Origin of the sequence: Caldimonas mangrovi (assembly GCF_023721835.1) — a bacterium.
GTDB classification, from domain to species: Bacteria; Pseudomonadota; Gammaproteobacteria; order Burkholderiales; family Burkholderiaceae_C; genus Caldimonas; species Caldimonas mangrovi.
The window spans coordinates 165933-190861 of sequence record NZ_JAMKFE010000003.1 but is presented as its reverse complement, the minus strand read 5'-3'; the positions used below and the strand labels follow the sequence as shown (position 1 = coordinate 190861).

Genomic DNA, 24929 nt, shown 5'->3' with positions numbered 1-24929 from the left:
GAGCAAGCCGGCGTCACGCCGGGTCGAAGCGGCGTGACGGTTTCTCCGCCTTTTGGTACAGCGGCATCACCCGCGGCATGTTCTCGCGCAGGTCGCGGATGCGGGTTTCGCCGGCGGGGTGGGTCGACAGGAACTGCGGCGGCGCGCCCTTGCTGGCGGCGATCATCTTCTGCCACAGCGTGACGCCGGCGTTGGGCTCGTAGCCGGCACGCGCCGCGATGTCCATGCCGACCAGGTCGCTCTCGGACTCGTCTTCGCGGCTGAAGCGCAGTGTCAGCAGCTGGCCGCCCATGTTGAGCAGCGTGTCACCGGTGCTGCCCAGGCCGAGCAGGCTGGACAGCAGGCCGGCACCGAGGCGCGTGGCCGCCGTCTTGCCCATGCGTTCGCGCGCGTGCTCGCGCAAGGCATGGGCGATTTCGTGGCCCATGATCTGGGCCACTTCATCGTCGTTGAGCTTCAGCTGCTCGAGGATGCCGCTGTAGAAGGCGATCTTGCCGCCCGGCATGCAGAAAGCGTTGATCTGCTTCGAGTGGATCAGATTGACTTCCCACTTCCACTGCTTGGCACGCTCATTCCAGCGCAGGCTCAAAGGGATCAGGCGCTCGGCGACATAGCGCAGCCGCACCACCTGGGGATGATCGGCCGGCGCCAGTGCCTTCTGCGAGCGGGCCTGCTGCATCATCTGCGCGTACTGCTGGGACGCCGCGGCCTCGACCTGCTCAGCCGGCACCAGCTTGGAAAACGACGACTGCTTGCCGACGTCGACGCCATCGCGCGACTGCGCGAGGGCCGGCAGGGTGGCGCCGACGCCGGCAGCCAGCAGCGCCCCGGTGAACAAGCGCCGGCCCGAACGTGCCACGCTCGCTTCGTGGCCGGCATCGAGCGCGGCCAGCCCCGCGCATAGGGCACAGTGATGGAAGGCTTGCAGTTTCATACGTCCTCAGACTGTGTTCGTGTCCTGATGTTCCAGCATGCGCCGCACGCGCGGCAACAGCAGGTAAGCGGGAAAGGATAGCCAGAAGGTCAGGAAGAAGTAGGCGGCGTAGCCCATTTCCTGCGCGCCGATGCCCCCCGCCCACCCTGCCACCGCGCGCGAGAACGCGAAGATCGACGACAGGATCGCGTACTCGGTGGTGGCCTTTGCGCGGTTGGTGATGGCCATCAGAAACGCCAGGAAGGCACCGGTGCCCAGGCCACCGGTGAGGCTCTCCAAAGCGCTGGCCGCATACACCGCCGCCTGGTGATGTGCCGCGATGTCGGCCGGCTGCACGATGCCGTCTGCACCGGGCAGCACGCGCGGCACGAACCACGCGGCGAGCGCGTAACCGAGGTTGGACAGGGCCTGCCACAAGCCGAGCACCCACAGGCCTTTGAAAATGCCGACGCGGTCGACGTACCAGCCACCGACCAGGCCGCCGGCGATCGACAGTGCGAGGCCGACGTTGACACTCACCAAGCCGATCTGCTGGTTGGAGAAGCCCGAATCGACCCAGAACGGCTTGACCATGAAGCCCATCGCCGCATCGCCGAGCTTGAACAGCAGGATGAACACGAGGATGGAGATCATGCCGTGGCGCGACAGCAGCTCGACCCAGGCGCCGAACACCGGCCCTTCCCGCATCAGTTCCGCGCGCGGCCCGTGCGCGGCCTTCACCATCAGGCCGGCACCGGCGAACATCAGGCTCACCGGTATGGCGCCGCGGAACCACCAGGTGCCAGCCAGCGGCACCAGACCGTCCCAGCCGGCTGCCTTCGCGATCGGCGGCAGTGCCGGCCACAACAGGCCCAGCAGCACGAGGCCGAGCGCCGCCACCCACAACGGCTGCTGGCGCAGCAGCGACAGCTCCTTGCCGACGCTGCCGGGCGGTGCGCCGGGACGCGCGGCCTCGCGCGGTGCGAGCAGCACCACCATCGCATTGACGACGAACACCGCACCGCCGAGCACATAGGCCAACGACCAGCCGAACCAGCCCGACAGCATCAGCACGGCGCCGGCGAACAGCATGCCGACGCGGTAGAAGCCGATGCGAAACCCGTTCGCCAGGCCGTACTCGCGCTTGTCGAGCAGCTCGATCGTGTAGCCGTCGGTGGCGATGTCATTGGTGGCCGAAAACATCGTGAACACGCCGATGGCGACCCACACCCACGGACCAAAGCCCAGGCTGCCGGCGAACAGCCACATCACGAGCGCCATGCCGAGGTTGGCGCCCGCGATCCACCACCGGTGATGGCGCGCCCAGTCGATCGCGGGCGCCCACAGGAACTTGATCGTCCACGCGAGGCCAAGCAGGCTGAGCAGGCCGATGTCGGCGAGGCCCACGCCCTGCTGCCGAAAGTAGACCGGGAAGATGTCGTAGAAGACGCCGAGCGGCAGGCCTTCGGAGAAGTACAGCAGCGCGACCCAGAAGAGCTTGCGCTTGTACGCGGGAGTCGGTGCAGCCGGAGGGGCGGATGTCATGCGCGCATTCTAGGGAGCGCACGGCAGCGGCCTACACTCGTTTGCGGTTGACCAGCCAGATGCCGGCGGCGACGCCGGCCAGGGCCGCCATCAATTGCGGCGTGATCGCCTCGCCGAGGATGGCCCACCCCATCAGCAGGCCGAACAAGGGCGTCAGGAAGGTGAACGAGGCGAGCCGCGTGGCCGGGTAGTGGCGGATCAGCCAGAACCACACGAGGTAGCTGGCGAAGGCGACAAGCGCCGACTGGAAAAACATGGACCCCCACAGCGCACCGCTCCACTCGGCAGGCCAGGCTTCGCCGCGCAGCACCGAGACGAGACCCATCGCAGCTGCAGAGATGGCGAGCTGATAGAAGAGCGTCTTCTCCGGCGCTGCAATGCTCAGGCGCGTGGCGCGGATCGCCAAGGTCGTTGCGCCCCACAGGATCGCCGCGCCGACGGCAAGCAGATCGCCGATCCAGCGCTGCTCGCCACCGCCGGAAAACCCTTCGCTGAAAGCCATCGCGACCGCTGCGAACCCGAGCGCGAGCCCGGCGATCTGCAGCGGCGAAAGCTTCTCGCTGTGTGCGATGAAGGGCATCCCTGCCGCGACGACAAAAGGCGACAGGTAGAGCAGCACGACCAGCCGTGATGCCGTGGTGTAGCCCAAGCCGATGTAGATGCAGACGAACTCGGCCGCGAACAGCAACCCGGCAAGCAGGCCGCCGGGCAGTGTGCCGTCGCGCCCGAACAGCGGCGTGCCACGCGATGCGGCCCAGGCCCACACGAGCAGCGCGGCCACCGCCGAACGCACCGCGGCCTGCATCACCGGCGGCATCATCGGCAGCGTCGCCTTGGCGACGATCTGCTGCAAACCCCACAACAGGCAGCAGCCTACGAGCAGGATCACGGCACGCGAGTCGAGATGCGGTCGGCGGTCAGTCATCCGATGATTTTGCCCGCCGCCGACGCCCGCTGCACGGCCCACCGCCGCCCGTGCGATCTTCAGCGCAGCCGGCGCGTGGTCTCCCGGATCACGAGCGAGAGTTCGGGAATCTCGACATCGGCCGGCTCACCCTCGACCAGCTTGAGCAGCGACCGCGCAGCCAGTTTGCCGACCTCGAACATCGGCTGACGCACCGTGGTCAGCGGCGGCGTCGTGTAGAGCGAACTCGGCAGGTCGTCGAAACCGATCAGCGACAGGTCTTCCGGCACGCGGATCCCGCGACGGTACAGCGCGAGTCGAGCACCGTAGGCCGTCTGGTCGTTGGCCGCGAAGATCGCGGTGAACGGCACGCCGGCGTCGAGCAGCCGGTTCGCGGCCATCACGCCGCCGGGTTCCTTGAAGTTGCCGCTGACGACCAGTCGTTCGTCGCCGGGCACGCCCGCCTCGGCCAGCGCGCGGCGGTAGCCGGCAAGACGGTCGACCGCGTCGGCATGGGCGAGGTCGCCAGTGATGTGGGCGATGCTGCGGTGGCCGAGATCGAGCAGGTGGCGCGTCGCGATGTAGCCGCCCAGTTCGCTGTCGAGCCGGAAAGCGAGCGCTCGTGGCGCACGCAGTTCATGACCGGTGGCGACCACCGGCACATGCTCGGAAAAGCGCTGCAACTCGTCGTTCGACAAACGGCCGAACAGCACGATCATGCCGTCCACCTGCCGCGCCAGCAGCCGGCGGATGCGGTCGGCTTCCTCCTTCGGGTTCCAGTGACCGCTGGCGATCAGCGGCTCGTAGCCGGTGCCGGACAGTGCAGCCTCCACGCCCAGCAGCGTCTCGGCGAAAAACGGGCTGTCGACGTCCTGCGTCAGCACGCCGAACATCATCGAGCGGCCGCGCTTCAGGCTTTGCGCCAGCAAATTGGGCTTGAAGTTCAGCGCAGCGATCGCGGCCTCCACGGCCTCGCGCTTGGACGCCGACACCCGTGTGCCGCCGTTGAGGATGCGCGACACGGTGGCGGCCGAGACCCCCGCCGTCCGGGCGACCTCGAGCAAGGTCGCGGAGCCGCCCGCTTCACGGGGCGTTTTGCTTTTCGTTTTCACAATGCGTGCGGGTCGGCCGATGGATCAGCCGCGGATTGTAGTGCCGCATTGGACAAGAGCGATGGCGAGCTTGCGGTGAACTAGGGCGAACCAGGGGTTGACAGTTTTTCCTAACGTCGATCAAATGCATTATCTTGAAAACGATTTCATTGAGCTGAGAGGCGCGGAGCCGGCGCCCGCCTCGCAGCGGCCTTCCGCGGCGGGACGATCCGCCGCGGCCTTGAACCGTATGCTCCAAAGGAGAAGCACTGTGTCGATGCAACGTTCGGATGCCACATCCGGGCTGACCCACCTGCCGCCCGACTCGCCGGTGCGGCGGCAGGACTTCCTGCTGGGCGTCGCGACCGCGGCCTTCCAGATCGAAGGCGCGAGCAACACCGACGGCCGCCTGCCGTCCATCTGGGACACCTTTTGCCGCGCGCCGGGCAAGGTCCTCAACGGCGACAACGGCGACGTCGCGTGCCGCCACTACGAGAAGTGGGCGGAGGACGTCGAACTGATCGCCGGTCTCGGCGTCGACGCCTACCGCCTGTCGGTGGCGTGGCCGCGCGTGATGCACGCCGACGGCCGCAAGAACGACAAGGGGCTGGACTTCTACAAGCGGCTGCTCGACCGCCTGCGCGAGAAGGGGTTGGACACCTACGTCACGCTCTACCACTGGGACCTGCCGCAGCATCTGGAAGATCGCGGCGGCTGGCTGAACCGCGAGACGTCGTACCGCTTCGCCGACTACGCCGACCTGCTGAGCCGCGAACTCGCCGGCCGCGTGACCGCCTGGTCGACGCTGAACGAGCCCTGGTGCTCGGCCTTCCTCGGCTACGGCAACGGCCACCACGCGCCGGGGCTCAGTTCGACCCGCTACGCGACGCAGGCATTGCACCACCTGCTGCTCGGCCATGGGCTCGCGCTGCCGGCGCTGCAGGTAAACGACCCGGCTGCGCGCCGCGGCATCGTTGCCAATGTCGGCGCGGCCTCGCCCGCAAGCCCGACGCCCGAGGACCGCGAAGCCGCACGCCTGTTCGAGGTGCAACACAACGCCTGGATCCTCGACGCGCTGTTCAAGCGGCAGTACCCGGACGACCTGTTCCGCCTGTGGCCCGGCAGCGAGCCGCTGGTGCTCGACGGCGACATGGACGTGATCGGCCGCCCGATGGACTACCTCGGCATCAACTATTACTTCCGCGTGCACGTGAAGAGCGATGGCGCACACGGCTACACCGAAGTGCGCGCCGAGGGCGTGGAGCGCACCCAGATGGACTGGGAAGTCCACCCTGACAGCCTGCGCCGCCTGCTGATCGGCTTCAAGCGCGACTACCCGGGCCTGCCGCCGATCTACATCACCGAGAACGGCTGCGCCTGCGACGACCGCATCGAGGACGGCCGCGTGCGCGATCCGCAGCGCCTCAGCTACATCGACCGCCACCTCAGCGCGGTGGACGGCGCCATGCGCGAAGGCGTCGATGTGCGCGGCTACTTCATCTGGTCGCTGATGGACAACTTCGAGTGGGCGTTCGGCTACGAGCGCCGTTTCGGCATCGTCCACGTCGACTACGACACGCAGCAGCGCACGCTGAAGGACAGCGCGCTGGCCATCCGCGATTTCCTGGCCGCGCGCACGCCATGAAGCAACTGCCGATGCCCCGTATTCCTTCCGCAAACACAGAGCACTAAGCTCGCCACCCCGAGGAGACAGACGTGAGATTCCCCATCAAGCAAATTGCCGCCGCAACCCTGCTGAGCCTGGCCGCCGCTGCGCAGGCACAGGCGCTGAAGGCCGAGGTCATTCACTGGTGGACGTCGGGCGGCGAGTCGGCCGCCATGCACGAGTTCGCCAATGCCTTCAAGGCCGCCGGCGGCACCTGGGTCGACAACGCGGTGGCCGGCGCGGAGCCGGCGCGTGCCGCAGCCGTCAACCGCATCGTCGGCGGCAACCCGTCGACCGCCGCGCAGTTCAACATCTCCAAGCAGTTCCACGACCTGATCGCCGAGGGCCTGCTGAACGACATGGACGCGGTGGCGCAGAAGGAAGGCTGGGACCAGCTGTTCCCGGCGCCCATCATCAACAGCGTCAAGGTCAAGGGCCACTACTACGCGGTGCCGGTCAACATTCACATGCCCGGCTGGTTCTGGTATTCGAAGTCGGCCTTCGACAAGGCCGGCATCAAGAGCGAACCCAAGACCGTCGACGAACTGTTCGCCGCGCTCGACAAGCTGAAGGCAGCCGGCCTCGTGCCGTTGGCCCTCGGCGGCCAGCCGTGGCAGGAGAAAATCACCTTCGACACGCTGCTGGCCAACGTGGGCGGCAAGGACCTGTTCATGAAGGTCTACCGCGACGCCGACCCGAAGGCCATCAACTCGGCCGAATTCAAGCGCGTGCTGGCCACCTTCAAGCGGCTGCGCGACTACGTCGACGCCGGTTCCGCCGGGCGGAACTGGAACGACGCGACCTCGATGGTGATCGCCGGCAAGGCCGGCATCCAGATCATGGGCGACTGGGCCAAGGGCGAGTTCAGCGCGGCCAACCAGACGGCCGGCAAGGAGTTCGGGTGTTTCCCCGGCCTGGGCAGCAACTCGCCGTACATCATTTCGGGCGACGTGTTCGTGTTCCCGAAGACCAGTGACGCGGGCGCCATCAAGGCACAGCGCACGCTGGCTTCGCTGATGACCTCGCCGGCCACCCAGGTCGCCTTCAACAACAAGAAGGGGTCGATCCCGATCCGCACCGACGTCGATGCCAGCAAGATGGACGTCTGTGCGCAGACCGGCATCCGCATCATGAAGGATCCCTCGCGCCACCTGCCGAACGCCGAGATGCTGGTGACGCCGGACGTCAACGGCGCGCTGCAGGACGTGATCACCAAGTTCTGGAACAACAACCAGTCGGTCGACGACGTCGTGAAGGCCTTCGCCTCCGCGGCCAAGGGCTGAAGCCGCAACGGTCCCGCCGGCGGGCCCGGCGGGAACCACCCCACATGGAGACGACATGAACGCCAGGCCCCCGGCCCTGCTGCTGCGCCAGTGGGCGGTCTACACCGCGCTGCTGCCGCTGGCCGCGACCGTGCTGCTCGCCTACATCGGCACCGTCGGCTGGTCGGTGTGGATCTCGTTCACCGGCTCGCGCACGCTGCCGACCGGCAGCTTCGTCGGGCTGGCGCAATACGTGCGGCTGTTCGACACGGAGCGCTGGATCATCTCGCTGCACAACGTCGTGATCTTCGGTGTGCTGTTCATCGCGGCATGCCTGGTGATCGGTTTTCTGCTGGCGGCGTTCATCGACCAGAAGGTGGCCGGCGAGGGCGCCTTGCGCACGATCTTCCTGTACCCGTACGCCATGTCTTTCGTCGCGACCGGCCTGGTGTGGCAGTGGATGCTCAACCCGGAGCTCGGGCTGCAATCGACGATGCGCGGTCTTGGTTGGGAGGGCTTCACCTTCGACTGGATCGTCAGCCAGGACAAGGCCATCTATGCCATCGTGATCGCCGCCGTCTGGCAGGCCTCGGGTCTCGTGATGGCGCTGATGCTCGCCGGCCTGCGCGGCATCGACGACAGCCTGTGGAAAGCGGCGCGCATCGACGGCATTCCGCGCTGGCGGGTGTACCTGAGCATCGTGCTGCCGATGCTGTGGCCGGCCATCGCCACCGCCTTCGTGCTGCTCGCCGTCGGTGTCGTCAAGGTCTATGACGTGGTGGTCGCGATGACCCAGGGCGGCCCCGGCACCGCCAGCGAAGTGCCGGCGAAGTTCATCATGGATCATCTCTTCACGCGAGCCAACATCGGCCTCGCATCGGCCGCCTCGACCGTGCTGCTGCTGACCGTGCTGGCCTTGCTGGCGCCCTACCTCTACGCCCGCAGCCGCGCCGCGCGGCGGGAGGCTGCCCGATGAGCGTCGCCATGCCGCCTCTCGCCGTTCGCCCCGTCACCCGCGCGCCGGCACGTCGCCGCTCGCGCTGGACCGCCTCGCGCGTCGGCCTGTACTTCTTCTTGCTGTCGGCCGCCGCGTTCTTCCTGCTGCCGCTGTACGTGATGCTGGTCACGTCGCTGAAGCCGATGGAAGAGATCCGCCTGGGCAACATCTTCTCGCCGCCGGTCAGCCTCACGGTCGAGCCGTGGATGGTCGCGTGGGCGTCCGCCTGCACCGGGCTGCAGTGCGAGGGCATTCGCACCGGATTCTGGAACTCGGTGGCCATCGTGGTGCCGAGCACGGTGCTGTCCATCCTGCTCGGCGCCATCAACGGCTACGCGCTGTCGTTCTGGCGGCCGCGCGGCGGTGCATGGCTGTTCGGCGTGCTGATGCTGGGTGCCTTCGTGCCCTACCAGGTGCTGATGTTCCCGCTGGTGCGTGCATTCGCGGCCATGTCGCTGTTCGGCACGCTGCCCGGCATCGTGCTGATCCACGCGATCTTCGGGATGCCGGTGATGACGCTGCTGTTCCGCAACTACTACGCGAGCCTGCCGATGGAGCTGTTCAAGGCCGCGCGCATCGATGGCGGCGGCTTCTGGCGCATCTTCTTCCAGCTGATGCTGCCGATGTCGCTGCCCATCATCGTCGTGGCCGTGATCATGCAGGTCACCGGCATCTGGAACGACTTCATTCTCGGGCTGGTATTCGCCGGCCGCGAGAACCTGCCGATGACGGTGCAGTTGAACAACATCATCAACACCACCACCGGCGAGCGTCTCTACAACGTCAACATGGCAGCCACCATCCTCACCTCGCTGGTGCCGCTGGCCGTCTATCTCATCTCCGGGCGCTGGTTCGTGCGAGGCATCGCCGCCGGCGCGGTCAAAGGCTGAAAGCCGAGGATCGACACATGTCCAGCGTCTGCATCGAAGATCTCCAGGTCCGCATGGGCCATGTCTCCATCCTCGAGAACCTGCGGCTCAAGGTCGACGAGGGCGAGTTCCTCGTGCTGCTCGGGCCGTCGGGGTGCGGCAAGTCCACGCTGCTGCACTCGATCGCCGGGCTGCTCGACGTGCACGACGGCCGCATCGAGATCGCCGGAGAGGACGTCACCTGGGCCGACCCCAAGGACCGCTCGATCGGCATGGTGTTCCAGTCATATGCGCTGTATCCGACGATGAACGTCGAGCGCAACATGTCCTTCGGGCTGCGCATCAACGGTGTGCCCAAGGACGAGATCGCGCGCCGTGTGAAGCGTGCCGCCGACATCCTGCACCTGGGCGAGCTGCTGCAGCGCAAGCCGTCGCAGCTGTCGGGCGGGCAGCGCCAGCGCGTCGCGATCGGCCGCGCCCTGGTGCGCGAAGCGGCGGTGTTCCTGTTCGACGAGCCGCTGTCCAACCTCGACGCCAAGCTGCGCACCGAATTGCGTCGCGAGCTCAAGCAACTGCACAAGGAACTGCGCTCGACCATGATCTACGTCACCCACGACCAGGTCGAAGCGATGACTCTGGCCAGCCGCATCGCGGTGATGAAAGACGGCCGCATCCAGCAGATCGACGCCCCGGCCACGATCTACCACCGTCCGGTCAACATGTTCGTTGCCGGCTTCCTCGGGGCGCCGGGCATGAATTTCCTCGAAGGCCAGCTCGAACGCGATCATGGCCGCGTGCTGTTCCGCTCGGCTTGCGCCACCGTCGACGTCAGCGGCTATGCGTTCCAGCACACCGCCGTGCACGGCGCGAAGACGGTGCTGGGCATCCGGCCCGAACACATCACGCTGAAGGCGCTGAACGGAGCGCAGACCGGCAGCGCGCGCATCTCGCTGGTCGAGCCGATGGGCGCACACCTGGTGACCTGGCTCGACGCGCACGGCCAGTCCCTGGCCGTCCAATCGGCCGCTGACCAGGAGATGCCGCCCGACCAGGTGGTCGGCTTCGAGATCGACGCCAGCAAGGTGTCCTTGTTCGACGCCCCGACGCAACAGCGCCTGTAGAGCGGCGCTTCCTCGACCTCTTCGACAACCACAGGGCCCTGCGCCGCCTTCGCTCGACCTGGAAAATTTATGTAAACGTTTTCATCCGGGCAACCGGAGTTTGGTGCCGCCGAGGCCGGCGGCTTGTTCTTGTACCGAGGAGACTAAAAGTGAGACTGTCCATCCCCATGTCGGCGCCCTCGCGCGCCCCGAAGCGGCGCCTGCTGTCCGGCGCAGTCCTGTCGTGTGTCGCCGCTGCAGCCGGCGCCCAGACCTCCCCGACGCTGGAGTTCTCCGGCTACGCCCGGGCGGCCACCGGCGTCAACTCGCGCGGCGGCACGATGGTGTGCTACCAGCTGCCGGGCGCCGACACCAAGTACCGCCTCGGCAACGAGTGCGACTACGTGATCGAGCCCAGCTTCGTGGCCAAGCTGGCCGACATCGACAACGGCGGCCGCTGGTACATCCACCTGATGCCCTCGGTCTACCGCGCCTGGGGCGACGAGGAGGCGGGCACCGACGAGCTGACCACACGCTTCGGCCAGGCGTATGCCTACGGCGCGGGCATTCCGCAGCTGGGCAACGGCAAGGTGTGGGTCGGCCGCCGCTTCTATGACCGCGTGCAGCTGGGTATCAACGACCAGTTCCTCGAGAACCACGACGGCGACGGCGCCGGTATCGAGGACGTGGAGCTCGGCGTCGGCAAGTTCAGCTATGCCTTCATGATGAACCCTCGCAGCGAAAGCGCCGTCGAGAACCGCTACGAGCACGCCTTGCGCTACACCGGCATCCCGACCTTCGGGAAAAGCGAGCTGGCGGTCTACCTGGGCTACGCGAACACCACGACGAGCGAAGACCAGTCGACCGACCCGCCGACCCCCAAGGCCGAGAAGGACGCCTACACCCGCCTCGGCCTGTACCACGTGACCAAGGGCACCTTGGGCGGCAATACCTTCGTCGGCGCGAAGATCGAGAAATCGGACGACTTCAGGCAGTGGCGCGCGGTGCTGCAACAGACCGGCATGCTCGACAGCATCCGCACCGGCTGGGACCTCATTGCCGAGTACCGCACGAAGCGCGTCAGCGGCGCAGACGAAAAATGGTATTCGCTGGGCGGACGCACCGACACGCACATCAGCGGGCCGTTCCGCGGGTTGATCGAATTGGGGCACGACATCATCAAGCCCGAAGACGGCCCCACTCGCAACCTCACCAAGCTGACGCTGGCCGCGGCCGTGTCCGCCGGCACGCAGCCGAGCTCGCGTCCCACGATCCGGCTGTTCTACACCTACGCGCGCTGGAACGACGCCGCACGCGATGCGATCAATGCCGACACCGGCCTGGGCAGCTCGCGCCTGAGCCAGGTGTTCGGCGACCGCAAGAGCGGCTCGTCGATCGGCGCGCAATTCGAGGCATGGTGGTGATGAGCAAGGGCCACAGGGCCTCTTGCGTGTAACGGCTCAACACGACGGCAACCCGCGCTGGTCAGGCGGCTGGCGGGTTCGAAAGAACCTTCAGCGTACCTGCTGCACCCAGCGTACGAGATCGCGTGCCGGCATCGCGCCCGACTGGCGGCTGTACTCCTCGCCGCCACGGAACAGCAGCACCGTGGGGATGCTGCGGATGCGATACCGGACCGAGGTCTTCGGGTTGTCGTCGCTGTTGAGCTTGACGAACAGGGCCTGGCCCTTGAGCTCGCGCGCCGCCTGCTCGAACTGCGGTGCCATCATGCGACACGGGCCGCACCACGGCGCCCACACGTCCACCACCACCGGCAGTTCGGTCTTGCCGACCACGGCGGCAAAATTCTCGTCGGTCAGCTCGAACGGCTCGCCGCTCAGCAGCGGCTGCTTGCACTGCCCGCAGTTCGGGTCGTCCTGCAGTCGCGCTTGCGGCACACGGTTGAGGGTCTGGCAGTGAAGGCAGGCGATCAGCACGGGGTACCTCCTGAGTCGGACCTGCACAGGCAAGAGGGCCAGCATCCGACGGGCCTGTGCTTTGCAAAGTGCGTGCGCCTGCCAGGCAAATCAAGTGCCGGCGAGCAGCAAACGCCTGAGCTGGACCACCTCCTCGATCCCCAGCACAACCAACCCGTGGCGTGCGGCGTAGTCGGTCACTTGCGCGCCATGCGCCATCGAGCCGTCCGGATTCATCAGCTCGCACAGCACGCCGGCAGGATGCAAACCCGCTGCACGCGCCAGATCGACCGCGGCCTCGGTGTGTCCGCGCCGTTCCAGCACGCCTTGGCGTGCAGCGCGCAACGGGAACACATGCCCCGGGCTCGCGACCCCGCCCGGCACGGTGCCCAAGGCGGCTGCGATGGTGGTCAGCCGATCGCGCGCCGACACGCCGGTGCCGACGCCTTGCCGCGCTTCGATCGACACGGTGAAAGCCGTGCCGTAGCGGCTCTCGTTGAGCGCCACCATCGGTGGCAGGCCGAGCGCGTCGACGGCGTCGGGTTCCAGGCAGAGGCAGACGATGCCGCTGCCGTCGCGGATCAAACGTGCCATCGTCGCCTCGGTCATCGTGGCGGCCGCCGCGATGAAGTCGGCCTCGTTCTCGCGATCTTCGTCGTCAGTGACGAGCATGGGCTCGCCGCGTTGGAGTGCCAGCAAAGCGGCACGCCAATGCGCCGGCAGGTCGCCGTGCGAAGTCGCTGGGAGGGGGCTGGGGGAAAGCAGAGTCGAACTCATGAAACGCTCCTGCAAGGGTGAAGGACGGGCGTTTCAGGGCACGGCGGCGTCGCAACCGGCCACTGGCGCACGTGCATGCGCCGGCTGCCGGCCACGCCGCAACCGCTGTCTTCTTTCATCCGGACTGTGACCGTCGGCTCCGGCTTGGGACCGGATCTGCTGACCCCGTGGTGCATGCTGCTCCCGCGGGCGCTCGCGGGCTCGAACGGCGCGAAACGCGCCCTTCCTACCGCCGGTGGGGACTTTCACCCCGCCCTGAAGACCCGGCCATCATAGAGCCGCTGCGGCACCGACGCCTGTCGTCAAGTTGACAGCCGCTGCGCCACGGCATCGCCCACGTGCTGCATGAAAACACGCACGCGCGCGGTGCGCCGCAGGTCAGGGTGCGTGAGCAGCCACAGCGGGGTCGCGATCTCGTCGACGTCGTCCGACACGGCGATCAGCTCCGGCTCCTGCGCGCCGACAAAGGTCGGCAGCACGCCCACGCCCAGCCCGGTGCGCAGCATCACGGTCATCGAATGGAACAGGTCGACGCGCATCCGCACACGCTCGGCCGGCACGTGGTTGCGCATCCAGCGCTCGAAGAAGGTGCCCGACGCGTCGCGTTCGAAGCCGATCCACGGTGCCTGCTCGATCAGCTGCCGCATCGGCAGCGGCCGCTGCGGCAACCCGGCGTCGCCGCGCCGTGCATAGATGCGAAACCGCACGGTGCCGAGCTGACGGCCGACAAGGTGCTGTGGCACCTGGGTGCTGATGCGCAAAGCCACGTCGGCGTCGCGGCGCGACAGATCGACCAGTGCCATCGCCTCGACCACCTCGACCTCGATACCGGGGTGCGCTCGCGCGAAAGCGGCCAGCGGCTGCGGCAACAGGTAGAGCATCGCGATGTACGAGGTGTTGAGCCGCACGACGCCCGTCAGCTGCAGATCGCGCCCGACGATGCGTCGCGCCACGTCGTCGATGGCCGGCTGCATGCGGCGCGCCTGGTCGGCCAGCAGCTCGCCGGCCTCGGTCGGCGCGTAACCCTGGCGGTGGCGGTCGAACAAGCGCGTGCCGAGCCGGTGTTCCAGCGCGTCCAGTCGGCGCAGCACCGTTGAGTGTTGGACGCCCAGAGCACGGGCGGCACCGACCAGCGAGCCGGCGTCGGCGACGGCCAGCGCATAACGCAGGTCGTCCCAGTCGAGGGCGGAGGGGGGAGCGGAAGCGGGCATTGTGCCTTTTTGCAAACTTGATATGCCGATCTTCGCCTTGTTTGTGCGTCAACGCAAACCTAGAGTCACGACACCGACACGAGGAGTTCGCCATGACTGCCCCCACCGCCTGTCCCCGTCATTCAGCCTCCACCGCCCCCCTGCTGCGCCTGGCCTCCCCGACCGCCGAAGCGGCTGCCGGGGAAGCGGTCGACGTCGGCGGGGCGCAGGGCCTGTTCGACCGCTGGTTCGAAGCCTGGGCCGAGCGCGCGCACCACGTTTGGTCCAGCCGGGGCTGGTGCCACCCCGGCACGGCACCCTATCTCTGACACCCCCCTCGACACCCACAGGAGCCCATCGATGCCTTTCGCTCACCTGCGCTACAGCGCCGACCCTGCCCTGCAGACCACCCCGCACGACCTGGCAACGCGACTGACGACGCTGACCACCGACATCCTGGGCAAGAAGCCCGAGGTCACGGCCGTGCAACTCGAACCGGTCGATCCCGCGCTGTGGATCATCGGCACCCGCAGCCTGAACGAGCACCGGCTTGCGAGCTTCAACCTGCGCATCTCGATCACCGAGGGCACCAACACGAAGGACGAAAAGGAACGCTACGTCGCCGTCGTCTACGAGGCGATGCAGGGGCTGCTGGGCGCATTGCATCCGGCCAGCTACGTGCTGGTCGACGAAGTGCGCGGCGACGCATACGGTTATGCCGGCCTTACCCAGGAACGGCGCTACATCGAGGCCAGGCTCAAAGCGGCAACTCGGTGAAGTAGCGTCCGCCGTGAAACAGCAGTGGCGAGGCTTCCGCGCGATGGATGCAGCGCTCGACCTCGCCGACAAAGATGACGTGGTCGCCCTCTTCGTACTGGCTGCGGTTGAAACATTCGAACACCGCGGCCGCACCCTCGATCACCGGCGTGCCGGAGCCGTTCTCGCGGTAGTCGACGCCGGCAAAACGGTCGACGTTCTTCGCCGCGAAGCGCTCGGCCAGCGTGATCTGGTCGGCGGCGAGGATGTGGATCGCGTAATGCGATCCGCGCGAGAACACCGGCATCGAGCCCGCCCGGCGCGACAGGCTCCACAGCACCAGCGGCGGCTCCAGCGACACCGAATTGAACGAGTTGGCCGTTAGGCCGATCAGGCGCCCGTCGACGTCGCGCGCGGTGACGATCGTCACGCCGGTGGCGAACATGCCGAGGGCACGACGGAATTCGAGCGACGAGAAACTGGGGGCCGCGGCCCGGCGGGGTGGGTTCACGGCGACCATTATTCCGCGCACGGCGCGGATACGCTCGCAAGCGGGTCTATGAACGGCGCTTGACGCAACACCAGGATGGAATAAAGCTGCAGGCCACGACGTACACCCCTGCATGAGCGCTCCGGCCGCTTTCCGCACGCAATTGCTCGACGCGATCCCGCGCCTGCGCCGCTATGCGCGCTCGCTGGTGTACGACACGCATGCTGCCGACGACCTCGTGCAGACTGCGCTTGAACGTGCGCTCGCCCATTGGCATCAGTTCGACCAGAGACGCGACCTGCTCGCCTGGCTGCTCAGCATCACGCACAACGCCCATCTCGACGAGGTGCGCAAGCAGTCGCGCTACGCGCCGCTCGCGGAAGACGATTCCGGCACGCAGCAGGCGGGGCCGGCCATCGATCTCGACGCCGGCCTCGACCTGCTGCGCGCGCTGCAGCGCCTGCCGCTGGAGCAGCGAGAAGTGCTGGTGCTCGCGGGTGTCGAGCAGCTTTCGTATGCCGAGTGCGCCGACATCCTGCGCATCCCGATCGGCACCGTGATGTCGCGCCTGTCGCGCGGCCGAGCCGCCCTGCGCGCCCTGCTGGGCAGCCCTGCCGACGCGGCCACGCCCGCACCGGCTGCCGCCCGCCGCCCCACCTTGCGACGCATTGCCTGACCATGCCGACGCCCACATCCCCCGCCCTCGAAGCCGCTGACCGCGACCTGCGCCTGAACGCCTACCTCGACGGCGAACTCGACGATGCCGACCGCGCAGCGGTGCAGGCGTGGCTGGCCGCGAACCCGGCCGCACAAGCCCGCTTCAATGTCTTGCATGCCGACCGCGATGCCTTGCGCGCGGCCCTGCAGCCAGCGCTCGACGAACCGACGCCGGATCGGCTGTCGCGCACCGTGATGCACGACAGCCGCAGTCGGTGGGCGCAATGGCGCATCGCCGCCGGCGCCTTGTTGTTCGTCGGTGGCGGTCTCGTGGGCGCGGCAGCGACGTGGCAGCAGATGCGCTCGCAGGCCACGCCGCTCGCGCGGCAGCAGCCCTTGCCATGGGTGCAGCGCGCGGCAGTGGCGCACAGCGTTTACGTGCCCGAAGTGCGCCACCCGGTGGAAGTGCGTGCACGGGAAGAACACCTGGCCCGCTGGCTCACGCGGCGCATCGACGCCCCGGTCCGACTGTTCGACCTGCAGGCGCACGGCTATGAGCTCGTCGGGGGCCGCCTGTTGCCCGACGTCACCGGGCCGAGCGCCCAGCTGATGTACGAGAACGGCGCCCGGCAGCGCGTCACGGTCTACCTGCGCAAGCCGGAAACGGACACGCCGGCGGCCTTCCGCTACGAGCAGCAAGCCGATGTGGGCTTGTTCTATTGGGTCGACGACGAGGTCGGCTATGCGCTGGCGGGCCAGTTGCCGAAGGAACAGCTGGTCACGCTGGCGAGCAGCATCTACCAGCAAGCCAAGAAGGCTCAGTAGCGCAGGTTGAACAATGACTCGATCTGCGCGGCCGGCAGCGGCTTGCTGAACAGGAAGCCCTGCACCTCGTCACAGCCGCGGCGCTTCAGGAAGTCGACCTGCTCGGGCGTCTCGACGCCTTCGGCCACCACGCGCAGTTGCAGGCTCCTGGCCAGGCCGATGATCGCGCTGACGATGATGGCGTCGTCGGCATCGGTCACCAGGTCATGCACGAACGATCGGTCGATCTTCAGCAAGTCCACCGGGAAGCGCTTCAGGTAGGCCAGGCTGGAATACCCGGTACCGAAGTCGTCGACCGAGATCTTGATGCCCAGCGCATGCAGTTGGCCGAGGATGGACAGCGTCTCCTCGGTGTTGTGCATCAGGGTCGTCTCGGTGATCTCGACTTCGAGCAGCCGCGGGTCGACCCCGGTTTCATCGAGCACCGAGCGGATCATCGACAACAGCTCCAGGCTGCGGAACTGCCGCGCCGAGATGTTGACCGAGATGGGGCAGACGTCCAGCCCTTTGGCGTGCCAGCGCTGGAGCTGCTGGCAGGCTTCGCGCAACACCCATTCGCCGATCGGCACCACCAGGCCGCTTTCCTCGGCCAGCGGAACGAACTCCACCGGGCTGATGGAGCCGCGCGTGGGATGCTGCCAGCGCAGCAGTGCTTCGCAGGCGCACAGCATGCCGCTGGCCAGCTCGTAGCGCGGCTGGTAGTGCAGCACGAACTCGCCGCGCTCGATTGCACGGTGCAGGTCGTTCTCGAGCAGCAGCCGTTGTGACGACGAGGCGTCGGTCTGCCCGCTGAAGAACAGATAGCTGCGCCGTCCCTGCGCCTTGGCCTGGTACATCGCGGCGCTGGCCTTGCCGACCAGCACGTCGGGCGTGTCGCCGTGATCGGGGAACAGGCTGATGCCGACCGACGGCGTCACGCGCAGCTCGAGCGTGTCGATCTCGTAGGGCTTGGCGACTTCGTCGATCAGCTGCGAGGCGACCATCGCCGCGTCGCCGGCGCCGCTCAGGCCCGGCAGCAGCATCACGAACTCGTCGCCGCCGAGCCGCGCGACGGTGTCGGGCCGGCGCATGCACTGGTGCACGCGCAGCGCCACCTGCTGCAGCAGGCGATCGCCGACCACGTGGCCGAGCGAATCGTTGATGGTCTTGAAACGGTCGAGATCCATGAACATCACCGCGACGCAGCCACCCTGCTCGCGCGCATCGTGCAACGCTTGGCGCAGTCGCAATTCCAGCAGGCGACGGTTCGGCAGGCCGGTCAGTGCGTCGTGTTCGGCCAGGTGGCGCACCTGGTTCTCGGCGGTCTCGCGCTCCTCGGTCTCGCGACGCAGCTGGGCATACGCCAGCGCCAGCGCCTCGGTGCGCTCCTTCACGCGCGCTTCGAGTTCGTGCTGCGAGACCTGCAGCGTCTGCATCGCTTGGCGCTGCTCCGTGATGTCCTCGATGATCCAGACCGTCGCCCCCTTGGAGGGATGCTCCGGCTCGATCGGCATCGCGCGCACGCGGGCCCAGAAGGTGCTGCCGTCCCGGCGGCGCATTTCTCGCTCGATCTCGAGCAGCTCGCCGCGAGCCAGCCGCTGCGCGGCGAGCCGGCCAACCTCGACATAGCTTTCCGGCGTGGCCCACGTCACCGATCCGGGCTGGTCCTCGAGCCCGCCGTGCGACCAGCCGAACATTTCCTCGAAGCGGCGATTGGCGTGCTGTATGCGCCGGTTGCGGCTGAGCGCGATGCCGACCGGTGCATGGTCGAAGATCGCCTGGTACTCGAGGATCGTCTGGCGCAGCAAGGAGCCGCCCTCGCCTGCGACGGGGCTGGATTCGGGGGGGTGGGGCTCGCGTTTGCTCATCGGCGACCAGGCTGGCTGCTGATTGTGCACCAGCGTCTGCGCGCCTCCCGGCAGGGGTACTACCGAGCGCCCGCGGTGTTCAGAGGATGCGTTGAGGATGCGACAAGGCCTCGTGCGCGGCATGCAGCCGGCGCACCAGCACGCCGATGAAGGCTTCGTTGAAGCGCCCGCGGCATGCCACGCTGAGCTGCGCCAGCGTGTCGGGCGTGAACGAGATGGTCGTGATCGGCTCGGTCGCCACCACGTCGGCCGAGCGCAGCCGCATGTCCTTGCTCGGCGCCAGGTAGGCCATCTCGCCGACCAGCATGCCGGCTTTCAGCGTCTCGACCTTCTGCCGCTCGCGGAGCACCTCGACCGCGCCCTGGGCGACGATGTGGAAGTCGCGCCCGCGCTCGCCCCGCTTCATCAGCTTGTGGCCGACGGAGTAGCGCTGCCAGCGCGCCTGATGCACCACCTCCCACAACTCGACGTCGTCGAAGCCCTTGAAGAAGTCGAGCTGGCGCAGCAGGCCGAAACGCTCCGAATCGAGCACCGCCTGCAGGTTGCCGCGCGGCACCTGTCGGTTGGTGATCAGCGACGCCAGCGCATTGGCGAAGTCGTCCCAGTTGGCATAACGGTGCTCGGGCAGCTTGTTGAGCGCCTGCAGGATGACGCCGTCGACGGCCGGCTCCACACCGTGGCGGCGCTCGCTGGGCGGCACCACCGGCGCATTCAGGATGCGCTGGATCATCGCCGGCTGCGAGTCGGCCTCCACCGGCGGGTGGCCGGTGATCAGGTGGTACAGCACCGCGCCGAGTGCGTACATGTCCGACTGCGCGTTGAGCGGCCCGCCGTCGAGCTGCTCGGGCGACATGTAGGTCAGCGAGCCGACACGATGGACCTGCGTCGTGTCGGCGCCGAGGTTGAGCACGCTGCCGAAGTCGCTCACCTTGACGTCGGTGACGTGGCCGTTGGCCTCGACCGCCAGGATATTCGCAGGCTTGATGTCGCGGTGCACCAGGCCCTGGCGGAACACGTAGCCGAGCGCCATCGCGCACTTGAAGCCGATCTCGACGATCAGTTCCAGCGGCAGCAGCTGGTCGGCCCTGCAATAGGGACGCAACGTGCTGCCCGGCACATGCTCCATCACGAGGTACTGCTCGTCGGGCTTGTCGGAGGCGTCGAAGATCTGCACCACGTGCGGGTGCTGCAGCCGGCCGACCAGGGCCGCCTCGGCCGCGAAGAAGCGCGAGTAGTAGCGGCCATCGACGGGATCGCGCACCGCCGCGTCGCGCACGCGCTTGACTGCGACCTCGCGTGCGTGAAATTCGTCACGACACAGGAACACCTCGCTGGTCGCACCTTCGCCCAGCTTGCGCAGCACTCGGTATTCACCGATGTGCGTGAAAGTGGCAACCGGGGCGTCGGTTTCGGTCATGCAAGGCGTGTATGGGACAGGGAGGGTGCATCATTTCACCGTCGCCTGCTGCCGGCAAGCGAACTACGACTCGAAAAGTAGAATCGCCGCATGATCCGTGCCAAACAAGAACTCCTGCAGGCGCTGGCCGACGAGTTGGCCGTGCTGGCCCCCACGCAGCCGCCCGCAGCCGCCTTCGAGAGCCCGAAGCAGGCTGCCCACGGCGACCTGGCCTGCACCTCGGCCATGCAGCTCGCCAAGCCGCTGAAGAAGAATCCGCGTGAACTCGCGCAGACCCTGATCGACGGGCTGAAGCAACGCGAGGCCTTCGAGCGCTGGGTCGACAGCATGGAGATCGCCGGCCCCGGCTTCATCAACCTGCGCCTGAAGGCCGCCGCGAAGCAACAGATCGTCGCCGAGGTGATGGAAGCCGGCGATGCCTTCGGCCGGCAGCCTGCCAACGGGCAGCGCGTGATGGTGGAGTTCGTGTCGGCCAACCCGACCGGCCCGCTGCACGTCGGACACGGCCGCCAGGCCGCGCTCGGCGACGCGATCTGCAACCTGCTGGCGACGCAAGGCCACGAGGTGACGCGCGAGTTCTACTACAACGACGCCGGTGTGCAGATCGCCACGCTCGCGAACTCGACGCAGCTGCGCCTCAAGGGGCTGAAGCCGGGCGATGCGGGCTGGCCGGAAGCGGCCTACAACGGCGAGTACATCGCCGACATCGCGGCCGACTTCATGGCAAAGAAGACGGTCAAGTCCGACGACCGCGAGTTCACCGCGTCAGGCGACCCGGACGATCTCGACGGCATCCGCCAGTTCGCGGTCGCCTATCTGCGCCACGAGCAGGACCTCGACCTGCAGGCCTTCGGCGTCAAATTCGACCGCTATTTCCTCGAGTCGAGCCTGTACACCAGCGGTCGCGTCGAGCAGACGGTGCAAAAGCTGGTCGACGCCGGCAAGACCTACGAGCAGGACGGCGCGCTGTGGCTGCGCAGCACCGACTACGGCGACGACAAGGACCGCGTGATGCGCAAGTCCGACGGCACGTACACCTACTTCGTGCCCGACGTGGCCTACCACATCAACAAGTGGGAGCGCGGCTACACGAAGGTCGTCAACATCCAGGGCACCGATCATCACGGCACCATCGCACGCGTGCGCGCCGGGCTGCAGGCGGCGGATGCCGGCATTCCGGCCGGCTATCCCGACTACGTGCTGCACAAGATGGTGACGGTGATGAAGGGCGGCGAAGAGGTCAAGATCTCCAAGCGCGCCGGCTCCTACGTCACGCTGCGCGACCTGATCGAATGGACCAGCCGCGACGCGGTGCGCTTCTTCCTGATCAGCCGCAAGGCCGACACCGAGTTCGTGTTCGACGTCGACCTGGCGCTGGAACAGGACAACGCGAACCCGGTCTATTACGTGCAATACGCGCATGCACGCATCTGCTCGGTCATCCGCAACTGGCAGGGCGACCACGGCGGCCAGCCCGCGGCGCTGCCGTCGGCCGACCTGGCCCATCTGGTGCAGCCGGCCGAGAGCGCGCTGATGCTGAAGCTGGCCGAGTTTCCGGCCATGCTGAAGACCGCCGCCGACAACCTCGCACCGCACGACGTCGCGTTCTACCTGCGCGAAGTTGCGAGCGCCTACCACACCTACTACGCGGAAGTGCGGTTTCTGGTCGAGGATGTCGAATTGATGCGCTCGCGCATGGCGCTGTTGACCGCGACCCGGCAGGTGCTGCACAACGGTCTGGCGGTTCTGGGTGTGAGTGCCCCTGAGAAAATGTGATGACCATGTGCCCTGTCCCTGACCACAAGGCGTTCCAGTGCGCGCGATCAACAGGAAAAACCGAATGAAACAACAACGTGGCGGCTTCTTTCTCGGCATGATCGTCGGCCTGCTCGTCGGGCTGGCGCTCGCGCTGGGCGTGGCGCTGTACGTCACGAAGGTACCGGTGCCCTTCGTCAACAAGGTGCCGTCGCGCACCGCCGAACAGGATGCGGCCGAGGCCGAGCGCAACCGCAACTGGGACCCGAATGCGCCGCTGCAGGGCCGCAACGCCGTTGCGAAGCCCCCGGCGGGGCCCGCGCAGGCCGAGCCGGCGCTGCCGCCCGCGTCCGCCGCCTTGCCGCCGGGGCTGCGCCCGGGCGCGGCGCGACCCAGCGAGCCCGAGCGCTCGGCGGCGGCTGCGCCGTCTTCGTCGCGCGACCCGGCGGCCATCTTGTCGGGCGAACCGGCGCTCGCGTTTTTCGTGCAGGCCGGCGCGTACAGCCGCATCGAGGAAGCCGAGCAGCAGCGCGCGCGCCTGGCGATGCTGGGCTTTGCGGCTCGCATCACCGAGCGCGAGCAGGCCGGCCGCACCGTGTACCGGGTGCGCCTGGGCCCTTACGATACGCAGGTCGACGCCGACACCGCGCGCGAGAAGCTGAGCGGCAGCGGCATCGAAGCAGCCCTGGTGCGCGTCCAGCGCTGAGCTTGCGGAACTCCGGGCGCCCGAGGCGCTCGATGACTGACCGGACGACATTGAAGAAGGACTCGCCATGAAGCGTCGCGCATTCACTGCCGCACTCAGCGCCTGTGTCGGCACCGGCAGGCTGGCCCCGTGGCTGGCAGGCGGCGCTCTGGTCGCCGCACCGTCGGCCCGCGCACAGACGCCGCAGGCCGGCCGCGACTATGTCGTGATCCAGCCGCCGCTGCGCCAGCTCGGCGCCGGCAAGATCGAGGTGATCGAATTTTTTTGGTATGGCTGCCCTCATTGCAACCGTTTCGAGCCGATGCTCGAAGCCTGGGTTCAGCAGCTGCCGGCCGATGTCGGTTTCCGCCGCGTGCCGGTCGCCTTCCGTGACGCCTTCGTCGTGCACCAGCGCATCTACTACGCCCTGGAGGCCCTGGGGCGGGTCGAGGACCTGCACCGCAAGGTCTTCTTCGCCATCCACACCGAGAAGAACCCGCTGAACACCGAAGCCGCCGCGGCCGATTTCGTGGCCACTCAAGGTGTCGACCGGGCGCAATTCGTCGAGGCTTACCGATCCCGCGACGTCGAGACCAAGGCGCTGCACGCCCGGCAGCTGTCCGACCGCTACAAGATCGACGGTGTGCCCACGCTGGGGGTGGCCGGCCGCTACTGGACGTCGGGCGGACTGACCGGCTCGCTGGAGCGTTCGCTGCGTGTGGCGGACCATCTGATCGATCTTGCGCGGCGCCGCTGAGGCGTTTTCGCGGGCGGTTGCGCAAAAATGCACCGCCGGCGTCCGGGATCGTCCGGTACGCCGCTGAGCAAACCGGAAACCGTGGGCTAGAATGAGGCGAACTGCAAGTTTCATGCCTCAATGAACTCCCTGTACGAGCGCAGCTGCGCGCCCTCCCTTCTCCATCGCCTGGCTCGGCAGCTGGCTCCCGTCGCCGTTGCGGCCTTGCTGACGGCAACGGCCAGCTCCGTCGGGGCTGAGCGGGCCGACCGGGAGAAGCCCTTGAATTTCACGGCCGACGCACTGCGCTACGACGACGCCCGTCAGACCAATGTCCTGACGGGAAATGTGGTGATCACCAAGGGGACGATGTCGATGCGCGCTGCACGCGTGGAGGTGCGCCAGACCGCCGACGGCCACCAAGCCGCCGTCGCCATCGGCGGAGCCGGCAAGCCGGCCCAGTACCGTCAGAAGCGAGACCGGGTCGACGAGCACGTCGAAGGCGAAGCCGACCGCATCGAATACGACGGTCGCACCGACACGTTGAAGTTGACCGGTAACGCCGTGATCCGGCGCTACCGGGGCGAAGCGCTGGCCGACGAGGTCAAGGGCCAGACGATCACCTATGACAACGTGGCCGAAGTGTTTGCGGTCGATGGTGGCCGGGAAGCCGGCGGGCGCGTCAGCGGTGTCATCGCGCCGCCGCCTGCTGCCAGCGCGCCGATCCCGCCCGCTTCCGCCCCCCAGGAGCCTCGATGAACGCGGCTGCCCTGTCGGAAGCCGGCCCCAGCCGGCTCGAAGCCCGCGGGCTGCAGAAGTCTTACGGGGCGCGCAAGGTCGTCAAGAACGTGCACCTCTCGGTCAAGAGCGGCGAAGTGGTCGGCCTGCTGGGCCCCAACGGCGCCGGCAAGACCACCAGCTTCTACATGATCGTCGGTTTGGTGCGCGCAGACGCCGGCGAGATCACGCTCGACGGCCGCAGCGTCGAGCGCCAGCCCATCCATGAGCGCTCGCGCCTGGGCCTGAGTTACCTGCCCCAGGAAGCGTCGATCTTCCGCAAGCTGACGGTGGCCGAGAACATCCGGGCGGTGCTGGAGCTGCAGCACGACAGCAAAGGCCGCCCGCTGCCCAAGGACAAGATCGAGCAGCGGCTCAACAGCCTGCTGCACGACCTGAGCATCGAGAAGCTGCGTCACACGCCGGCACCCGCACTGTCCGGCGGCGAGCGCCGCCGCGTCGAGATCGCCCGTGCCCTGGCGACGCAGCCGCGCTTCATCCTGCTCGACGAGCCGTTCGCCGGCGTCGACCCGATCGCGGTGATCGAGATCCAGCGCATCATCAACTTCCTGAAAGCGCGCGGCATCGGCGTGCTGATCACCGATCACAACGTGCGCGAGACGCTGGGCATCTGCGATCACGCCTACATCATCAGCGAGGGCGAGGTGCTGGCCGAAGGCACGCCTGCGGAGATCGTCGAGAACCCCGACGTCCGCAAGGTCTACCTCGGCGAACACTTCCGGATGTAGAGATG

General features: G+C 67.6%; 25 protein-coding genes and 1 riboswitch. Of the genes, 15 read left to right on the top strand and 10 right to left on the bottom strand.

Annotation, left to right across the window (positions count from 1 at the left end):
• Positions 1 to 13: 13 nt before the first annotated feature.
• From M8A51_RS06010 to M8A51_RS05995, 4 genes are read right to left on the bottom strand one after another with little or no spacing between them, the layout of a single operon-like run.
• A complete protein-coding gene (locus tag M8A51_RS06010; protein WP_251777279.1) occupies positions 14 to 934 on the bottom strand; it encodes a M48 family metallopeptidase in 921 nt (306 codons plus the stop codon).
• Positions 935 to 940: 6 nt separating this feature from the next.
• Entirely contained in the window at positions 941 to 2458 is a 1518-nt protein-coding gene (locus tag M8A51_RS06005; protein ID WP_251777277.1) for an MFS transporter, read from the bottom strand.
• A gap of 31 nt (positions 2459 to 2489) precedes the next feature.
• Entirely contained in the window at positions 2490 to 3383 is an 894-nt protein-coding gene (locus tag M8A51_RS06000) for a DMT family transporter (protein ID WP_251777276.1), read from the bottom strand.
• A gap of 59 nt (positions 3384 to 3442) precedes the next feature.
• A complete protein-coding gene (locus tag M8A51_RS05995; RefSeq protein ID WP_251777275.1) occupies positions 3443 to 4474 on the bottom strand; it encodes a LacI family DNA-binding transcriptional regulator in 1032 nt (343 codons plus the stop codon).
• A gap of 256 nt (positions 4475 to 4730) precedes the next feature.
• Here M8A51_RS05995 and M8A51_RS05990 point away from each other — a divergent pair, with 256 nt between their 5' ends.
• The 6 genes from M8A51_RS05990 (at position 4731) to M8A51_RS05965 (ending at position 11771) form a co-directional block, all read left to right on the top strand.
• Complete coding sequence (locus M8A51_RS05990) at positions 4731 to 6098, top strand: GH1 family beta-glucosidase (protein WP_251777274.1); 1368 nt, start codon at positions 4731 to 4733, stop codon at positions 6096 to 6098.
• A gap of 92 nt (positions 6099 to 6190) precedes the next feature.
• Entirely contained in the window at positions 6191 to 7402 is a 1212-nt protein-coding gene (locus M8A51_RS05985; protein WP_407062211.1) for an ABC transporter substrate-binding protein, read from the top strand.
• Positions 7403 to 7457: 55 nt separating this feature from the next.
• The gene (locus tag M8A51_RS05980; protein WP_251777270.1) at positions 7458 to 8357 is read left to right on the top strand and encodes a carbohydrate ABC transporter permease; all 900 of its coding nucleotides are present in this window, start codon (positions 7458 to 7460) and stop codon (positions 8355 to 8357) included.
• Positions 8354 to 9268 carry a carbohydrate ABC transporter permease gene (locus tag M8A51_RS05975; protein ID WP_251777269.1) on the top strand — a complete coding sequence of 305 codons (915 nt, stop codon included), beginning with the start codon at positions 8354 to 8356 and terminating at the stop codon, positions 9266 to 9268. Before M8A51_RS05980 ends, M8A51_RS05975 begins: the two co-directional genes overlap by 4 nt.
• Before the next feature lie 17 nt (positions 9269 to 9285).
• Positions 9286 to 10368: an ABC transporter ATP-binding protein gene (locus tag M8A51_RS05970; RefSeq protein WP_251777268.1), complete on the top strand. Its 1083-nt coding sequence runs from the start codon at positions 9286 to 9288 to the stop codon at positions 10366 to 10368.
• A gap of 149 nt (positions 10369 to 10517) precedes the next feature.
• Positions 10518 to 11771 (top strand): carbohydrate porin, encoded by a 1254-nt coding sequence (locus M8A51_RS05965; RefSeq protein WP_251777267.1) that lies wholly within the window; start codon positions 10518 to 10520, stop codon positions 11769 to 11771.
• A gap of 90 nt (positions 11772 to 11861) precedes the next feature.
• Here the strand turns inward: M8A51_RS05965 and trxC are convergent, their stop codons facing one another.
• From trxC to M8A51_RS05950, 3 genes are all read right to left on the bottom strand, one after another.
• The gene (trxC, locus tag M8A51_RS05960; protein WP_407062209.1) at positions 11862 to 12284 is read right to left on the bottom strand and encodes a thioredoxin TrxC; all 423 of its coding nucleotides are present in this window, start codon (positions 12282 to 12284) and stop codon (positions 11862 to 11864) included.
• A gap of 90 nt (positions 12285 to 12374) precedes the next feature.
• Entirely contained in the window at positions 12375 to 13040 is a 666-nt protein-coding gene (ribB, locus tag M8A51_RS05955; protein WP_251777263.1) for a 3,4-dihydroxy-2-butanone-4-phosphate synthase, read from the bottom strand.
• A 103-nt stretch (positions 13041 to 13143) separates the two neighbouring features.
• A riboswitch (FMN riboswitch) is annotated at positions 13144 to 13307 on the bottom strand.
• 35 nt (positions 13308 to 13342) lie between these two features.
• A complete protein-coding gene (locus tag M8A51_RS05950) occupies positions 13343 to 14251 on the bottom strand; it encodes a LysR family transcriptional regulator (RefSeq protein WP_251777262.1) in 909 nt (302 codons plus the stop codon).
• Between the two features lie 92 nt (positions 14252 to 14343).
• Between M8A51_RS05950 and M8A51_RS05945 the strand changes: the two genes are divergently transcribed.
• Complete coding sequence (locus M8A51_RS05945) at positions 14344 to 14559, top strand: hypothetical protein (RefSeq protein WP_251777261.1); 216 nt, start codon at positions 14344 to 14346, stop codon at positions 14557 to 14559.
• A 31-nt stretch (positions 14560 to 14590) separates the two neighbouring features.
• A complete protein-coding gene (locus M8A51_RS05940) occupies positions 14591 to 15007 on the top strand; it encodes a tautomerase family protein (protein WP_251777260.1) in 417 nt (138 codons plus the stop codon).
• On the opposite strand, the gene M8A51_RS05935 is transcribed toward M8A51_RS05940, so the two are convergent.
• Entirely contained in the window at positions 14988 to 15506 is a 519-nt protein-coding gene (locus M8A51_RS05935) for a flavin reductase family protein (protein ID WP_251777259.1), read from the bottom strand. The genes M8A51_RS05940 and M8A51_RS05935 overlap by 20 nt on opposite strands.
• Positions 15507 to 15609: 103 nt before the next feature.
• Between M8A51_RS05935 and M8A51_RS05930 the strand changes: the two genes are divergently transcribed.
• Complete coding sequence (locus tag M8A51_RS05930; protein ID WP_251777258.1) at positions 15610 to 16152, top strand: RNA polymerase sigma factor; 543 nt, start codon at positions 15610 to 15612, stop codon at positions 16150 to 16152.
• 2 nt (positions 16153 to 16154) lie between these two features.
• A complete protein-coding gene (locus M8A51_RS05925) occupies positions 16155 to 16958 on the top strand; it encodes an anti-sigma factor family protein (RefSeq protein ID WP_251777257.1) in 804 nt (267 codons plus the stop codon).
• Here M8A51_RS05925 and M8A51_RS05920 read toward each other — a convergent pair.
• Together M8A51_RS05920 and M8A51_RS05915 are read right to left on the bottom strand one after the other, a co-directional pair.
• Positions 16952 to 18805: a putative bifunctional diguanylate cyclase/phosphodiesterase gene (locus M8A51_RS05920; RefSeq protein WP_251777255.1), complete on the bottom strand. Its 1854-nt coding sequence runs from the start codon at positions 18803 to 18805 to the stop codon at positions 16952 to 16954. The two genes, M8A51_RS05925 and M8A51_RS05920, sit on opposite strands and share 7 nt — an antisense overlap.
• A 79-nt stretch (positions 18806 to 18884) precedes the next feature.
• Entirely contained in the window at positions 18885 to 20222 is a 1338-nt protein-coding gene (locus M8A51_RS05915; RefSeq protein ID WP_251777254.1) for a serine/threonine-protein kinase, read from the bottom strand.
• A gap of 90 nt (positions 20223 to 20312) precedes the next feature.
• On the opposite strand from M8A51_RS05915, the gene argS reads away from it, so the two are divergent.
• The 5 genes from argS (at position 20313) to lptB (ending at position 24924) form a co-directional block, all read left to right on the top strand.
• Entirely contained in the window at positions 20313 to 21998 is a 1686-nt protein-coding gene (gene argS, locus M8A51_RS05910; RefSeq protein ID WP_251777253.1) for an arginine--tRNA ligase, read from the top strand.
• A 64-nt stretch (positions 21999 to 22062) separates the two neighbouring features.
• Positions 22063 to 22683: an SPOR domain-containing protein gene (locus tag M8A51_RS05905; RefSeq protein ID WP_251777252.1), complete on the top strand. Its 621-nt coding sequence runs from the start codon at positions 22063 to 22065 to the stop codon at positions 22681 to 22683.
• A 67-nt stretch (positions 22684 to 22750) separates the two neighbouring features.
• Complete coding sequence (locus tag M8A51_RS05900; RefSeq protein ID WP_251777251.1) at positions 22751 to 23419, top strand: thiol:disulfide interchange protein DsbA/DsbL; 669 nt, start codon at positions 22751 to 22753, stop codon at positions 23417 to 23419.
• Between the two features lie 120 nt (positions 23420 to 23539).
• The gene (gene lptA / locus M8A51_RS05895; protein ID WP_259371879.1) at positions 23540 to 24157 is read left to right on the top strand and encodes a lipopolysaccharide transport periplasmic protein LptA; all 618 of its coding nucleotides are present in this window, start codon (positions 23540 to 23542) and stop codon (positions 24155 to 24157) included.
• Positions 24154 to 24924, top strand: a complete 771-nt coding sequence (gene lptB / locus M8A51_RS05890) for an LPS export ABC transporter ATP-binding protein (RefSeq protein WP_251777249.1) — start codon at positions 24154 to 24156, stop codon at positions 24922 to 24924. The genes lptA and lptB overlap by 4 nt, the downstream gene beginning before the upstream one ends.
• Positions 24925 to 24929 lie beyond the last annotated feature (5 nt).

What these genes read in the sequence shown, in the direction of transcription:
- M8A51_RS06010 (WP_251777279.1), bottom strand. Translation starts at nt 934, where the DNA reads ATGAAACTGCAAGCCTTCCATCACTGTGCCCTATGCGCGGGGCTGGCC.
- M8A51_RS06005 (WP_251777277.1), bottom strand. Translation starts at nt 2,458, where the DNA reads ATGACATCCGCCCCTCCGGCTGCACCGACTCCCGCGTACAAGCGCAAG.
- M8A51_RS06000 (WP_251777276.1), bottom strand. Translation starts at nt 3,383, where the DNA reads ATGACTGACCGCCGACCGCATCTCGACTCGCGTGCCGTGATCCTGCTC.
- M8A51_RS05990 (WP_251777274.1), top strand. Translation starts at nt 4,731, where the DNA reads ATGCAACGTTCGGATGCCACATCCGGGCTGACCCACCTGCCGCCCGAC.
- M8A51_RS05980 (WP_251777270.1), top strand. Translation starts at nt 7,458, where the DNA reads ATGAACGCCAGGCCCCCGGCCCTGCTGCTGCGCCAGTGGGCGGTCTAC.
- M8A51_RS05975 (WP_251777269.1), top strand. Translation starts at nt 8,354, where the DNA reads ATGAGCGTCGCCATGCCGCCTCTCGCCGTTCGCCCCGTCACCCGCGCG.
- M8A51_RS05970 (WP_251777268.1), top strand. Translation starts at nt 9,286, where the DNA reads ATGTCCAGCGTCTGCATCGAAGATCTCCAGGTCCGCATGGGCCATGTC.
- ribB (WP_251777263.1), bottom strand. Translation starts at nt 13,040, where the DNA reads ATGAGTTCGACTCTGCTTTCCCCCAGCCCCCTCCCAGCGACTTCGCAC.
- M8A51_RS05950 (WP_251777262.1), bottom strand. Translation starts at nt 14,251, where the DNA reads ATGCCCGCTTCCGCTCCCCCCTCCGCCCTCGACTGGGACGACCTGCGT.
- M8A51_RS05945 (WP_251777261.1), top strand. Translation starts at nt 14,344, where the DNA reads ATGACTGCCCCCACCGCCTGTCCCCGTCATTCAGCCTCCACCGCCCCC.
- M8A51_RS05940 (WP_251777260.1), top strand. Translation starts at nt 14,591, where the DNA reads ATGCCTTTCGCTCACCTGCGCTACAGCGCCGACCCTGCCCTGCAGACC.
- M8A51_RS05935 (WP_251777259.1), bottom strand. Translation starts at nt 15,506, where the DNA reads ATGGTCGCCGTGAACCCACCCCGCCGGGCCGCGGCCCCCAGTTTCTCG.
- M8A51_RS05930 (WP_251777258.1), top strand. Translation starts at nt 15,610, where the DNA reads ATGAGCGCTCCGGCCGCTTTCCGCACGCAATTGCTCGACGCGATCCCG.
- M8A51_RS05925 (WP_251777257.1), top strand. Translation starts at nt 16,155, where the DNA reads ATGCCGACGCCCACATCCCCCGCCCTCGAAGCCGCTGACCGCGACCTG.
- M8A51_RS05920 (WP_251777255.1), bottom strand. Translation starts at nt 18,805, where the DNA reads ATGAGCAAACGCGAGCCCCACCCCCCCGAATCCAGCCCCGTCGCAGGC.
- M8A51_RS05915 (WP_251777254.1), bottom strand. Translation starts at nt 20,222, where the DNA reads ATGACCGAAACCGACGCCCCGGTTGCCACTTTCACGCACATCGGTGAA.
- argS (WP_251777253.1), top strand. Translation starts at nt 20,313, where the DNA reads ATGATCCGTGCCAAACAAGAACTCCTGCAGGCGCTGGCCGACGAGTTG.
- M8A51_RS05905 (WP_251777252.1), top strand. Translation starts at nt 22,063, where the DNA reads ATGAAACAACAACGTGGCGGCTTCTTTCTCGGCATGATCGTCGGCCTG.
- M8A51_RS05900 (WP_251777251.1), top strand. Translation starts at nt 22,751, where the DNA reads ATGAAGCGTCGCGCATTCACTGCCGCACTCAGCGCCTGTGTCGGCACC.
- lptA (WP_259371879.1), top strand. Translation starts at nt 23,540, where the DNA reads ATGAACTCCCTGTACGAGCGCAGCTGCGCGCCCTCCCTTCTCCATCGC.
- lptB (WP_251777249.1), top strand. Translation starts at nt 24,154, where the DNA reads ATGAACGCGGCTGCCCTGTCGGAAGCCGGCCCCAGCCGGCTCGAAGCC.